The following is a 14039-nucleotide window of genomic DNA, read 5'->3' on the forward strand; positions in this document are numbered from 1 at the left end:
TGTCAGGACAACGTGGGGGTGCGGTCGCGGGTTCCCGGTTCCTCGGCCGGCCGGTCGGCGGCCCGCCGGAACGCCCACTCCATCGTCGGTTCCACGGCGAAGCGGACCAGCCGCCGCACCGGGGGCGCGCAGAGCACCGTCACGACGGAGGCGGCCACCAGGGTGGCGGCGACGGCGCCCGCGGGTCCGTGCATCCATCCGGGGTGGTACCAGCCCCAGTGGTTGGCCAGCTGGGCGACGAACCCGTGCAGCAGATAGCCGGTGAGGGTGCCGGCGCCCAGCACGGTGAACCAGGTCGGGCGCCCCGGCACCCAGGACAGGAAGCAGGCGGTCAGCAGGGTGGAGCAGCCGAACATGGCGAGCGTCATGAGCGGTCCCACCCAGCTCGGGGCGCCCAGTTCGACGGCGCTGTCGCGGTGGAAGAACCAGGCGCCGCCGTACCGCGGCACCAGCCAGTGGGCCAGCGCGAAGGCGCCCGCGAACACCGGCACCGCCAGCAGCCGCACCCGCCGCGTCCGCACCCTCCGGAAGTGCTCGGGCCGCAGACACAGCCCGAGCACGAAGTACGGCAGGAACTGCAGCAGCCGCTGCATGTCGAGGTCCTCGCCGATCGACGGTGACGTCGTCGCCAGCATCGCGACGACCAGCGCGACCGGCAGCGGCCACCGCAGGGCGCGCCACAGCGGGGTGGTCAGCCGCCACACGAACAGCGAGGCGAGGAACCAGGTCAGATAGAGCGGGTCCAGGAGGCTGATCGGCCGGTCGGGCGCGTGGTCCGTCCAGCGCGTGAACAGCGTGTACGCCGTCTCGAACACGATGTACGGGACGGCCACGCCGGTCACCAGGCGCCGGACGCGGCGCGGGCTGCCGTCGAAGCCGCGGGAGAAGTGGCCGGAGATCACGATGAAGGCCGGCATGTGGAAGGCGTAGACGACGGTGTACAGCGCGGTCACGGTCCGGCTGTCGTCGCGCAGCGGTTCCCAGGCGTGTCCGACGGCGACCAGCACGATCGCCAGGTACTTGGCGTTGTCGAAGAAGGCGTCTCGGGCGGGCGCCGGGGCCTGGGCCGTCGTCCGGCTCCCTGCCGCCGCGGCGGTCCGGGCCGTCGTCCGGGCCTGCGCCGCCGTGGTGGTACCGGCCGGCGCGGTCTCCGGTGCGGCTGCCGTCGGCCGGTCGGCCCGCGACGGGGGCGTCGTCCGGGCGGTCCGCGTGGTCTGGCTCACCACGCCTCCTGAACACCACGGGGAGGGCCCTCACGGTCGGATCCGGCTCTGGCGGGGTGCACGGCGGTGAGGTGGCGGAAGGACATCCCCGCCGCCTCACCGCTTTCCGGTGCCATAAACCGGAATGTGTGGGATCAGACGTTGACGCCGAAGTCGGCCGCGATCCCGGCGAGACCTGAGGCGTAGCCCTGGCCGACCGCGCGGAACTTCCACTCGGTGCCGTGCCGGTACAGCTCGCCGAAGACCATCGCGGTCTCCGTCGACGCGTCCTCGGACAGGTCGTAGCGCGCGATCTCCTGGTTGTTCGCCTGGTTGACGATCCGGATGAACGCGTTGCGGACCTGGCCGAAGCTCTGGCCCCGGTTGTCGGCGTCGTGGATCGAGACCGGGAAGGCGATCTTGTCGATCTCTGCCGGCACGGCGGCCAGGTTCACCTTGATCGACTCGTCGTCGCCCTCGCCCTCACCGGTGAGGTTGTCACCGGTGTGCTCGACCGAGCCGTCCGGGCTGGTGAGGTTGTTGTAGAAGACGAAGTGCCGGTCGGACGGGACCCGGCCGGACGACTCCAGCAGCAGCGCGGAGGCGTCGAGGTCGTAGTCGGTGCCCGTCGTGGTCCGCACGTCCCAGCCGAGGCCGACCAGGACGGCGGTCAGGCCGGGCGCTTCCTTGCTGAGCGAGACGTTGCCGCCTTTGGACAGGGAAACTCCCACGGTGCTCTCCTCCTGCTGCGGTCTGCGGGTAGCGCATCGGTCGATCTAGAATCTACAACACTGTAGAAGTTGGGCGGCGGGCGGGGACGGGCCACCTCACTACGATGGTCCGACGTCGAACGCGACGGCGATCGATCAGGGAGGCGGCGTGGAGCAGCGAGGCGGGAACCGGCGCGGGCAGGGCGAGCTGGAGGCCCAGGTGTTGACGGCACTGCGCGCCGCACAGGAGCCGGTACCGGCCGCCTGGGTCCTTCAACGGCTGGGCGGAACGCTCGCCTACACCACCGTCGTCACCATCCTGACCCGCCTGCACACCAAGGGCGTGGTCACCAGGCGGCGGGCCGGCCGGTCCTTCGAGTGGACGGCGGCCACCGGCGAGGCGGGCCTCGCGGCCCACCGGATGCGCCGGGTCCTGGACGGCGAGACCGACCGCGAGGCGGTCCTCGCGAGCTTCGTCTCCTCCCTGCCCCGCCAGGACGAGGAACTGCTGCGCAAGCTGCTCCTGGAAGCGGAGGGCGACGCGCCCGCGGCTGCCGAGAGCGGGGACATCTGAGCCATGGGCGTGTTCGTGTTCCTGCCGCTGGTGCTGCCCCTGACCGCCTGGCCCGTCGCCCGGCTGGCCGAGAACCGGCTGCATCCACGGGTGGCGACGCTGCTGCTCGCCGGCGTCGCCGGGGTGCTCGGCCTGTGCAGCGTCCTCTGCCTCGTGCTGCTGGCGATCGTCGGCACCGCCCAGCTCCCCGGCAATCCGCTCCCGGACGGCTGGGCCGACCCGGAGGTGCGGTCCGCGGTGCCGCACGACGAGGTCGTCGGCAAGACCGCCGTCGGCGCCCTGGCCGCGGCAGCCACCGCCTGCGCGGCGCTGCTGCTGCGCCACTACCGGGTGCGCAGGGCCACCGCCCGCGCGCTGCGCGGACTGCCTCCCACCCAGGTCGCCGTCCTCGACGACGAGGTGCCCTACGCCCACACCCTGCCGGGCGGCGGCCGGGCGGCCCGCATCCTCGTCTCCACCGGGATGCTGGCCGGCCTCACCTCCCGGGAGCGGCGCGTGCTGTTCGCCCACGAGCGGGCGCATCTCACCGGTCGTCACCACCGCTTCCTCCTGCTGGCGGGACTCGCCGCCCGCGCCAACCCGTTCCTGCGGCCGCTGCGGACGACCGTCGCTTACACGGTGGAGCGCTGGGCCGACGAGGAGGCCGCCCGCGCGGTCGGCGACCGGCGGCTGACCGCCCGTGCCGTCGCCAAGGCGGCGCTCGTCTCGCACCCGGCGCCCACGCCCACGATGGCCGCGGTCGGCGGCGAGCCGGGTCCCGTGCCGCGCCGGGTGGCGGCGCTGCTCGGCCCCGCCCCGATCGCCCGCACCTGGCCCCCGACCTTCACCACGGTCGGGATGGCCGTCTGGACCGCCGCCGCGGGCGCCGTCCTGTCCGCGATGTCGTCCGCGAACTCGGCGGTGACCATGTTCCTGATCCTGAAGACGGCCACCCCGCTGTGACCGGGGCGGTCCCTTCCTAGAGGTCGAACTCGTGCGGGGCCAGGTCGAGGGCGAAGCACGCCTCGCGGACGACGGCCTGCTCGGTCTTGTCGAAGTCGCCGTCGGCGCCGCCGATGACGATGCCGATCTGGACGACCGCGCGGGCCTCGGCCGGCTTCTTCTTCGCCTTGGCGATCTCCTGGAGGACGCTGACCTTCCCGAAGTCGAAGTCGGCGGTCAGCTTGTTCAGGTTCTCCTCGAAGCGTCGGCGCAGGTCGTCGGCCGGGAAGTTCTGGAGGACCTCGTTGCCCGCGATGAGCTGGGCGACGCGCTGCCGCTCGGCCGGGTCGATGGTGCCGTCGGCGGCGGCCACGAGGGCGCACATGGCCATGCTGGCGTCCCGGAACGCGCCGCTCTTGAGGTCGTTCTTCTTCGCGACGAGCTGGGTCTGCATCGTCGACGCGGAATCCTTGATGCGGTCCCACAGGGCCATGCGAATCTCCAGGTGTCCGGATCGGCAGTATCTACAACACCGTAGAAACTAGTGCGACGGGGGAGAAGTTCCCGCCGGTTCAGCGGTTCGGCGGTTCGGCGGTTCGGCTGAGCGCGGTGCGGGCGGACGCGCGGCGCAGGGGGCGGGAAACCCGGTGCGGCCGGTCGATCGCCGGCCGGGCAGAGCGCCGTTCCCGGTCCGCTTCAGGCCGGGAGAAGCGCCGGCCCGGTCCACCGTCCGGCGCGGGAGAAAATCCGGTGCCCGGTCCGGCCGGCGTCCGCCATACTCGCCAAGGACCGCGTGCCGCCCGGGAGTCGGGGGCGCGCCAGGAGACGAACGAGGGGGACCGGCCGTGCGCTACCGCACCGATGTCGTCGTCCCCCGCTCGCTCCACGAGGTGATCCTGGTGTCCTCGGCCGTCCGGTGCGCGCTGCGCGGCCCGCACCGGAAGCCCGCGACGACCCGCTGACCCCACCCCCGCCCCCGGCACCCGCACCACCGTGCCGGCGCGCGTCGGTGACCCCGCGGCCACGGAGCCGCCGTCGTCCGGGAATCGCGCCGTCCCGCGATCCGATCGCCGTCGTCCGGCCGATCCGATCGCCTTGGCTCAGCAGAGAGGCCGAACGGCCGTGCGCACCGAGACCGAATTCCTCGAAACCGTCCGCAACCTGGGCGTCCTCGCCCACGTCGACGCGGGCAAGACCACCGTCACCGAGCGGATCCTGTACGCCACCGGCACCACGCACCGGCGCGGCGAGGTCCACGACGGCACCACCGTCACCGACTTCGACCCGCAGGAGCGCGAGCGGGGCATCACCATCTTCGCCGCGGCCGTCAGCTGCGCCTGGGACGGACACCGGATCAACCTCATCGACACCCCGGGGCACGTCGACTTCGCCGACGAGGTGGAGCGCGCGCTGCGGGTGCTCGACGGCGCCGTAGCCGTGTTCGACGCGGTCGCGGGCGTCGAGCCGCAGAGTGAGTCGGTGTGGCGGCAGGCCGACCGGTACGGCGTGCCGAGGATCGCCTTCGTCAACAAGCTGGACCGGGCGGGCGCCGACCTCGACGCGGCCGTGGAGTCGATCAGGACCCGGCTGCACCCGGCGCCGCTGGTCGTCCAGTTGCCCATCGGCGCCGAGGACCGCTTCACCGGCGTCGTCGACCTGCCGCACCTGCGCGCGCTGATCTGGGACGACGGCGACGGCGACGGCGGTGACGGGGGCGGGGGCGACGGCGGCGGAACGGTCCGGCGGGTGCCGGTCCCCGACGAGCTGCGGGACGAGGCGCTGCGGCGCAGACGGCTCCTCGAAGAGGCGGTCGCCGCACTGCATCCGGCGGCCCTGGAGGAGTTCTGCGCCCGCTCGACGCTGTCGGCCGGGACGCTGACCGCCGCCCTGCGGGACCTGACGCACAGCGGTGACGGCGTGGTGGTGCTCTGCGGCTCCGCCTACCGCAACCGCGGCATCGAACCGCTGCTCGACGCCGTCGTCTCCTATCTGCCCTCGCCCCTCGACGTGCCCGCCGTGCGCGGCCTGCACGAGGGCGCCGAGCAGGAGCGCGCGGCCGACCCGGCGGCGCCGTTCGCGGCGCTCGCGTTCAAGGTGCAGGCCGGGGCGACCGGCCGGCTGACCTATCTGCGGGTGTACTCGGGAACCGTCAGGAAGGGGGACGTGGTGCGGGACGCGGGCACCGGACGCGGCGAGCGGATCGGGCGCATCCTGCGGGTGCGGGCCGACCGGCACACCCAGGTGGAACGGGCGGTCGCCGGGGACATCGTCGCCGTCGTCGGACTGAAGTGGACCCGCGCGGGCTCGACGCTGTGCGCGCCCGACGCGCCGCTGGTCCTCGAACCTCCGGGTGTCGCCGAGCCGGTGGTCTCGGTGGCGGTCGAGGCACGCCGGTCGACCGACACCGGGCGGCTGGCGTCGGCGCTCGCCCGGCTGACCGAGGAGGACCCGTCGCTGGTGGCGCGGACCGACCCCGAGACCGGGCAGACGGTGCTGGCCGGGAGGGGCGAACTGCACCTGGAGGTGGCGGCGCGGCAGCTCCGGGCCGTCCATGGAGTGGAGGTCAACGTGGGCCGTCCCAAGGTGAGTTACCGGGAGACCGTCGGACGGGGTGTCACCGGAGTGGTCTTCCGGCACGTCAAACAGGACGGCGGGGCGGGGCAGTTCGCCCATGTCGTCCTCGATGTCGAGCCGTGGGAGGGCGAGTTCGCGTTCCGCTCCACGGTCGTCGGCGGCCGGGTGCCGCAGGAGTACGTGCGTGCGGTGCGGGCCGGCTGCGAGGCCGCCCTCGCGGACGGGCCGCTCGGACACCAGGTGACCGGTCTGCGGGTCACCCTCACCGACGGGGCGACCCATGTGAAGGACTCCTCGGAGACCGCGTTCCGTACGGCGGGGCGGCTCGGACTCCGCGAGGCCCTGCGCGCCTGCGCGATGGTCCTCCTTGAGCCGGTCGCCGAGGTCACCGTCACGGCGCCCGAGGACGCGGTCGGCGTGGTCCTCGGGGACCTCGCGGCCCGCCGCGGCCGGATCTCGGGCTCGGCCGCGCGGGGCGGCGCGACGGTCGTCACGGCCACCGTGCCGCTGGCCGAACTCTTCGGCTACGCGACCAGGTTGCGCAGCCGCACCCAGGGCCGGGCCACCTTCACCACCCGCCCCACGGGCTACGCCCCGGCCCCGGCCACGGCCACGACTCCGGGAGCGGGAGCGGACCGCTGACGGGCGGGTCGGGGCGTGACGGGGTGGTGAGGGGAGGCGAGCGTGAGGGGGTGGTGAGCGGGTGGTGAACCGGGGCGGCGCGTGACGGCTGGCGAGCGGGGGCGGGGCGGGTGAGAAGCGTGACCCGCCCCGCTCACCACCCCACCCGAACCCGGCCCGCCCCGCGCCGCCCCCGTCCTCCCCTCCACCCCCAACCTCCCTGCGCCCCTCCTCCTCCACCTCCCCCTCCGCCCCTTCGGGAAGTGAACATCCACGTCCCCCGTGGGCCTCCGCCCCCCCTCGCGTGCCTCAACTGCTCGAACGCGGGCGGTCCGACATCCGCCCGGAGTGCCACGGGTGTTGCCGAAACCCTTGACGAGCGCATCTCTTGAGGTTTAACTCACGTCCTAAATTAAGTCATGAGTGCTATCCCCGAAGGGACACCGGGAGTCATGCGCAGCATCCGAGCCGCGGCCGTCGGCGCCGTCACCATGTCACTCGCCCTTGCCGCCTCGGCCTGCGGAGGCGGTTCGTCGACGGGAGGCGGGTCGAGCGACTCGCCCAAGACCCTCACGTACTGGGCCTCCAACCAGGGCGCGAGCATCGCCGTCGACAAGAAGGTCCTCCAGCCGGAACTCGACAAGTTCGAGAAGCAGACCGGCATCAAGGTGAAGCTGGAGGTGGTCCCCTGGTCGGACCTGCTCAACCGCATCCTCACCGCCACGACCTCGGGTCAGGGCCCCGACGTCCTCAACATAGGCAACACCTGGAGCGCCTCCCTCCAGGCCACCGGGGCGATGCTGCCCTGGAACGCGGAGAACTTCGCCAAGATCGGCGGCAAGGACCGCTTCGTCGACTCGGCGCTCGGCTCCACCGGCGCGGCCGACAAGGACCCGGCCGCGGTGCCGCTGTACTCGATGGCGTACGCGCTCTACTACAACAAGAAGATGTTCGCCGCGGCGGGCATCAGCAAGCCGCCGACGACCTGGGACGAGCTGATCGCCGACGGCAAGAAGCTGTCCAAGGACGGTAAGTGGGGCCTGGGCGCCGAGGGTTCGAACCCGTCAGAGAACATCCACCACGCCTTCGTCTTCGCCCGGCAGCACGGCGCCGAGTTCTTCACCGCCGACGGCAAGGCCGACTTCACCAACGACAAGGTCGTCGCCGCCGTCAAGCAGTACGTCGACCTGATGGCCAAGGACAAGATCATCGCGCCCGGCAACGCCGAGTACGCGCAGAACCAGTCCATCAGCGACTTCGCCAAGGGCAAGAACGCCATGCTGCTGTGGCAGTCCGCCGCCGCCAACCTCAAGTCCCAGGGCCTGAGCGAGGACGACTACGGCATCGCCCCGGTGCCCGTGCAGTCCGGCACCCCGGGCACCGGCGACCAGATCAACTCGATGGTCGCGGGCATCAACCTCGCCGTCTTCAAGAACACCCACAACGTCGACGGCGCGACGAAGTTCGTGAAGTTCCTGACCAGCGACGCCGAGCAGAAGATCCTCAACACCGCCTACACCTCGATCCCGCCGGTGAAGACGGCCCAGGAGGACCCGGCGTTCAACTCCCCGGCCAACGCGGTCCTCAAGGACACCCTCGCCAAGAGCGCCGCCGCGCTGCCGCAGGTCGCCGACGAGTCCCAGTTCGAGACGGCCGTGGGAACGGCGATCAAGGACCTGTTCGCCACCGCCGCGGCCGGCCGCGCGGTCTCCACGGACACCGTCAAGTCGGCGCTGCAGAAGGCCCAGCAGCAGATGCCCGCGAAGTGAGCCCGATGACCACCACCGCTCCCGCCGCGGCGGACGTGCGGAAGGACTCCCCCGGGGCGGCGGCGCATGAGCCGCGCCGCCGCCCCGGGCGGATCCGCCGCATCGGACTGCCGTACCTGCTGCTCCTGCCCGCCCTGATCCTCGAACTCCTCGTCCACCTCGTGCCGATGGTCATCGGCATCGTGATGAGCTTCAAGGAGCTGACCCAGTTCTACATCCGCGACTGGGGCACCGCGCCCTGGTCGAACCTGCGTAACTACCAGGTGTCGGTGGACTTCGACGCCCCGGTCGGCGAGGCCCTGCTCCACTCGTTCCTCGTCACCATCGCGTTCACCGTGCTGTCGGTCGGCCTGTGCTGGCTGATCGGCACCACCGCCGCCGTCTACATGCAGGACACCTTCCGCGGCCGTGGCCTGCTGCGGGCCCTGTTCCTGGTGCCGTACGCGCTGCCGGTCTACGCGGCCGTCATCACCTGGGTGTTCATGTTCCAGCACGACAACGGCCTGGTGAACCACGTCCTGCACGACCAGCTGCACCTCACCGACAAGCCGTCGTTCTGGCTGATCGGCGACAACAGCTTCTACGCCCTGCTCACCGTGTCGGTGTGGAAGGGCTGGCCGTTCGCGTTCCTCATCGTGATGGCCGGCCTCCAGAACATCCCCGGCGAGCTGTACGAGGCCGCCGCGCTCGACGGCGCGGGACGGTGGCAGCAGATCCGCCGGATCACCCTGCCGTCGCTGCGCCCGGTCAACCAGGTGCTCGTCCTGGTGCTGTTCCTGTGGACGTTCAACGACTTCAACACGCCGTACGTGCTGTTCGGCAAGACCGCCCCGGCGGCGGCCGACCTGATCTCCGTCCACATCTACCAGGCGTCCTTCGTCACCTGGAACTTCGGCACCGGATCCGCCATGTCCGTACTCCTGCTGCTGTTCCTGCTGGTGGTGACCGGCGTCTATCTCGTCCTCACCTCGCGCGGACGGAGGACCTCAGATGTCTAGCCAGTCGGCCTCCCCGATGGCGCCGCCGCGCTCCTTCCTCTGGTCCCGGCGGATCTTCCTGACCCTGCTCACCGGGTTCGTCCTGCTGCCGGTGTACGTCATGGTCTCCAGCTCCCTGAAGCCGCTCGCGGACGTCACCGGCAAGTTCCGCTGGCTGCCCAGCGGGCTGACCCTGCGCCCGTACATCGACATCTGGTCGACGGTCCCGCTCGCCCGCTACTTCGTGAACTCCCTGATCGTGGCGGGCGTCGCGACCGTCGCGTCGGTGGTGATCGCGGTGTTCTCCGCCTATGCGGTCAGCCGCTACGAGTTCCGCGGCAAGCGGGTCTTCACGGTCACCGTGCTGTCGACCCAGATGTTCCCCGGCATCCTCTTCCTGCTGCCGCTGTTCCTCATCTACGTCAACATCGGCAACGCCACCGGCATCGCCCTGTTCGGCTCCCGCGGCGGCCTGATCCTGACGTATCTGACGTTCTCGCTGCCGTTCTCGATCTGGATGCTCATCGGGTACTTCGACTCGGTGCCGCGCGACCTGGACGAGGCGGCCCTCGTGGACGGCTGCGGCCCGCTGGGCGCGCTGTTCCGGGTCGTCGTGCCCGCCGCCGTGCCCGGCATCGTCGCGGTCGCCGTCTACGCCTTCATGACCGCCTGGGGCGAGGTGCTGTTCGCGTCCGTCATGACCAACGACACCACCCGCACCCTCGCGGTCGGCCTCCAGGGCTACTCCACCCTCAACGACGTGTACTGGAACCAGATCATGGCCGCCTCGCTGGTCGTCAGCGTGCCCGTGGTCGCCGGCTTCCTGCTCCTCCAGCGCTATCTGGTCGCCGGACTGACGGCCGGAGCCGTCAAGTGACCGGCCCCGCTCATCCCGAAGGGACCTCCGTGACCATCGACCTCGCCGCACTCCCGCACGACTTCCTGTGGGGCACGGCCACCTCGGCCTACCAGATCGAGGGGGCCGTCGCCGAGGACGGCCGCTCCCCGTCGATCTGGGACACCTTCTCGCACACGCCGGGCAAGACCGCGGGCAACGACCACGGCGACGTCGCTTGCGACCACTACCACCGGTGGCGCGAGGACATCGCCCTGATGCGGCAACTCGGCGTCGACGCCTACCGGTTGTCCATCGCCTGGCCGCGCGTGATGCCCGGCGGCGACGGTCCGGTCAACCCCAAGGGCCTCGCCTTCTACGACGAGTTGATCGACGGCCTCCTGGAGGCGGGCATCACCCCGTCCGTCACCCTCTACCACTGGGACCTCCCGCAGGTCCTCCAGGACCGGGGCGGCTGGCCGGAGCGGGCGACCGCCGAACACTTCGCCGCGTACGCCGCCGTCGTCGCCGAACGGCTCGGCGACCGCGTCCACCACTGGGCCACCCTCAACGAGCCGCTCTGCTCGGCCTGGATCGGCCACCTCGAAGGCAGCATGGCCCCCGGTCTGACCGACCTGACGGCCGCCGTCCGGGCCTCCTACCATCTGCTGCTCGGCCACGGGCTCGCCGTCGACGCGATCCGCGCCAACGCGCCGGGCGCCCAGGTCGGCCTGGTCACCAACCTCTCCACGGTGCACGCGGCCACCGACCGCGAGGAGGACGTGCGGGCCGCCCGGCGGATGGACGGCCACACCAACCGCTGGTGGCTCGACCCGGTGCACGGCCGTGGCTTCCCGGCCGACATGCGCGAGGTCTACGGCGTCGAACTCCCGGAGCGCGAAGGCGACTTGAAGACCATCGCGGCCCCCATGGACTGGCTCGGCCTCAACTACTACATGCCGGCCACGGTCGCCGACGACCCCTCGGGCCCCGCGCCGCACGTCCGCGAGGTCCGCCGTATCGGCGTGCCGCGCACCGGCATGGACTGGGAGGTCGACGCGAGCGGCATCGAGACGCTGCTGCTGCGCCTGACCAACGAGTACGGCGCCCGCCGCCTGTACGTCACGGAGAACGGCTCGTCCTACCCGGACGTCGTCCGTCCCGACGGCACGATCGACGACCCCGAGCGCCAGGCGTACCTGGAGCAGCACCTCGCGGCCTGCGCCTCGGCGGCCCGCAAGGGGGCGCCGCTGGCCGGGTACTTCGCGTGGTCGCTGCTCGACAACTTCGAGTGGGCGTACGGCTACGAGAAGCGGTTCGGCCTGGTCCACGTGGACTACGAGACGCAGGTCCGCACCATCAAGGGCACCGGCCACCGGTACGCGGACATCGTCCGCGGCCACCGGGAACTGGCCCGCCGCGCGGCCTGACCTTCGAGGCGGCACGGCAAGACGCGGCGGCGAGGGCGGCGAGGGGCCGGGGAGACGGGCACGGGAGCCCGGGTCCCCGGCGCCGAGCCGCCGTCGCCCGCCGCACCGGGTGCCATCGGCGTGAACGCCTGGCCGCGGCGGGCGCGTTCAGAAATGTCATGAACACGCCAACATCAACACCGTCCGAACGCACGGAAACGCAGAACGCACGGAAGCGCACAGCGCACGGAAGCACGGAAGCACGGAACGCACGGAAGCACCGCACCCCACATCACCGCACCCCGCATCACCACGCCCCTTCCTGCTCCCTCCCTCCCTCCCTTCCCTCCCCGTCCTGACCCGAAGGAGAGCCGCATGCGGAACCGCATCCTCCTGGCGGCGCTGGCCACCCTGGCCACCGTCGCCGTACTGTCCCCGCCCCCGGCAGCGGCGGCGCCCGCCGCACGGGTGGCCGCCGCCCAGGCCGCCTGGGACACCGACCGCGCTGCCGCCGCCTACGCGCAGACACCGGCCGCCGTCACCGCCTCGGGCAGCGAGAACGCCGGCACCGCTCCCGGGCTCGCCTTCGACGGCGACGGCGGCACCCGCTGGTCGAGCAACTTCGCCGACGACGCGTGGCTGCGCGTCGACCTCGGCAGCACCATCCGCGTCGACCGGGTGGTCCTCGACTGGGAGGCCGCCTACGGCAAGCGGTACGTCCTGGAGGCGTCGAAGAACGGCACCGACTGGACGCCGTTCTACACGGAGACCGCCGGCACCGGGGGATCGGTCACCGCGAGCACGTACCCGCAGGAGGTCACCGGCCGCTACCTGCGGCTGCGCGGCCTCGAACGCGCCACGCCCTACGGGTACTCGCTGTGGAGCTTCAAGGTGTACGGAGGCGAGCCCGCGCCCGCCTCCACCACCCGCGCCAACCTGGCCCTGAACCACCCGGCCTACTCCAACTACTACCAACACGCGGGAAACACACCGGCGTTCGTCACCGACGGCGGCTACCCGGCCACCCTCAAGGGCGACTCCACCCGGTGGTCGAGCGACTGGAACGCGGACCGCTGGGTCGCCGTCGACCTCGGCGCGACGTCGACCATCGACACCGTCGACCTGTACTGGGAGGCGGCCTTCGCGGTCGACTACCAGCTCCAGGTCTCCGACGACAACCGCACCTGGCGCACGGTGTACCAGCCGACGGCGGCCGAGGTCGCCGCGCGCCGGGCGAACGTCGCGTCGCCGGCCGACGCGGCCGGACTGCACGACAGCGTGCGCCTGCCGCAGCCGGTCACCGGACGCTATGTCCGGATGCTCGGCAAGGAGCGCCGCTCCTTCTACAACCCGGCGCCCTACACGGCCCAGTTCGGCTACTCCCTGTACGAGTTCCAGGTCTGGGGGACCGGCGGCAGCGCGTCCGCCGCCTACCCGGCCCTGCCGGGCGAGCAGTCGGGCAGCTACCGCACCACCTTCTTCGACGACTTCACCGGCACCGCCCTCGACCGCTCCAAGTGGCGTGTGGTCAGGACGGGTTCGGAGATGGGGTCGGTCAACGGCGAGGCGCAGGCGTACGTCGACTCCACCGACAACATCCGCACCGAGAACGGCAGCCTGGTGCTGCGCGCCAAGTACTGCAAGGGCTGCACCAAGGCGGGCGGCGGCACCTACGACTTCACCTCGGGCCGCGTCGACACCAACACCAAGTTCGACTTCACCTACGGCCGGGTGAGCGCCCGCATGAAGCTGCCGGTCGGCGACGGCTACTGGCCCGCGTTCTGGCTGCTCGGCAGCAACGTCGACGACCCGTCGGTCTCCTGGCCCGCCTCGGGGGAGACCGACATCATGGAGAACATCGGCTACCGGGACTGGACCAGCACCGCCCTGCACGGCCCCGGCTACTCGGCGGACGGCAACATCGGCGCCCGCCAGACCTATCCGGGCGGCGCCACCGCCGACCAGTGGCACACCTACGCGGTGGAGTGGACGCCGACCGGCATGCGCTTCCTCGTCGACGACCGCCTGGTCCAGGAGACGACCCGCAACAAGGTGGAGTCGACGCGCGGCCAGTGGGTCTTCGACCACAACCAGTACGTGATCCTCAACCTCGCCCTCGGCGGCGCGTACCCGGCCGGCTGGAACCAGACGACCACCCCGTACTGGGGCCTGCCCCAGTCGAGCGTGGACCGGATCGCGGGCGGGGGAGTGCAGGCGGAGGTGGACTGGGTGCGGGTGGAGCAGAAGGGGTAGCGGGACCCGCCCCGTACCGGTACCGCGTACCGGTACCGCGTACCGGTACGGGGAACCGGTTCCGCGTACCCGTTCCGCGATACCCGTTCCCGGCAGGCGCGGCGCTCAGCCCCGGCCGCGCCCGCACCCGCGCCTGCACCCGCGCCCGCACCCCCATCCGCACCCTCCACCGTTTTGAAAACGAATGTCATCTA

General features: G+C 71.8%; 11 protein-coding genes. 8 read left to right on the forward strand and 3 right to left on the reverse strand.

Annotated elements, in window-relative coordinates:
* Positions 1–2: 2 nt before the first annotated feature.
* Together DDJ31_RS32645 and DDJ31_RS32650 are read right to left on the reverse strand one after the other, a co-directional pair.
* Complete coding sequence (locus DDJ31_RS32645) at positions 3–1223, reverse strand: acyltransferase family protein (RefSeq protein WP_127176813.1); 1221 nt, start codon at positions 1221–1223, stop codon at positions 3–5.
* A 134-nt stretch (positions 1224–1357) separates the two neighbouring features.
* On the reverse strand, positions 1358–1933 hold the full coding sequence (locus DDJ31_RS32650; RefSeq protein WP_127176812.1) for a TerD family protein: 576 nt from the start codon (positions 1931–1933) through the stop codon (positions 1358–1360).
* 148 nt (positions 1934–2081) lie between these two features.
* On the opposite strand from DDJ31_RS32650, the gene DDJ31_RS32655 reads away from it, so the two are divergent.
* Entirely contained in the window at positions 2082–2486 is a 405-nt protein-coding gene (locus tag DDJ31_RS32655) for a BlaI/MecI/CopY family transcriptional regulator (protein ID WP_127176811.1), read from the forward strand.
* A gap of 3 nt (positions 2487–2489) precedes the next feature.
* Positions 2490–3428 carry a M56 family metallopeptidase gene (locus DDJ31_RS32660; RefSeq protein WP_127176810.1) on the forward strand — a complete coding sequence of 313 codons (939 nt, stop codon included), beginning with the start codon at positions 2490–2492 and terminating at the stop codon, positions 3426–3428.
* 16 nt (positions 3429–3444) lie between these two features.
* Here the strand turns inward: DDJ31_RS32660 and DDJ31_RS32665 are convergent, their stop codons facing one another.
* A complete protein-coding gene (locus DDJ31_RS32665) occupies positions 3445–3900 on the reverse strand; it encodes a tellurite resistance TerB family protein (RefSeq protein WP_127176809.1) in 456 nt (151 codons plus the stop codon).
* 629 nt (positions 3901–4529) lie between these two features.
* On the opposite strand from DDJ31_RS32665, the gene fusA reads away from it, so the two are divergent.
* The 6 genes from fusA to DDJ31_RS32695 all read left to right on the forward strand — a co-directional run bounded on the left by fusA (position 4530) and on the right by DDJ31_RS32695 (position 13845).
* Positions 4530–6623: an elongation factor G gene (gene fusA / locus DDJ31_RS32670; RefSeq protein WP_127176808.1), complete on the forward strand. Its 2094-nt coding sequence runs from the start codon at positions 4530–4532 to the stop codon at positions 6621–6623.
* A 431-nt stretch (positions 6624–7054) separates the two neighbouring features.
* Positions 7055–8371: an ABC transporter substrate-binding protein gene (locus DDJ31_RS32675; RefSeq protein WP_127176807.1), complete on the forward strand. Its 1317-nt coding sequence runs from the start codon at positions 7055–7057 to the stop codon at positions 8369–8371.
* 5 nt (positions 8372–8376) lie between these two features.
* On the forward strand, positions 8377–9369 hold the full coding sequence (locus DDJ31_RS32680) for a carbohydrate ABC transporter permease (RefSeq protein ID WP_127176806.1): 993 nt from the start codon (positions 8377–8379) through the stop codon (positions 9367–9369).
* 16 nt (positions 9370–9385) lie between these two features.
* Positions 9386–10225 carry a carbohydrate ABC transporter permease gene (locus DDJ31_RS32685; RefSeq protein WP_127182493.1) on the forward strand — a complete coding sequence of 280 codons (840 nt, stop codon included), beginning with the start codon at positions 9386–9388 and terminating at the stop codon, positions 10223–10225.
* A 29-nt stretch (positions 10226–10254) separates the two neighbouring features.
* On the forward strand, positions 10255–11613 hold the full coding sequence (locus DDJ31_RS32690) for a GH1 family beta-glucosidase (RefSeq protein WP_127176805.1): 1359 nt from the start codon (positions 10255–10257) through the stop codon (positions 11611–11613).
* Between the two features lie 354 nt (positions 11614–11967).
* Positions 11968–13845: a discoidin domain-containing protein gene (locus DDJ31_RS32695; RefSeq protein WP_127176804.1), complete on the forward strand. Its 1878-nt coding sequence runs from the start codon at positions 11968–11970 to the stop codon at positions 13843–13845.
* Positions 13846–14039: the final 194 nt, after the last annotated feature.

The sequence above is a fragment of the Streptomyces griseoviridis genome, from assembly GCF_005222485.1.
Classification (GTDB): domain Bacteria; phylum Actinomycetota; class Actinomycetes; order Streptomycetales; family Streptomycetaceae; genus Streptomyces; species Streptomyces hintoniae.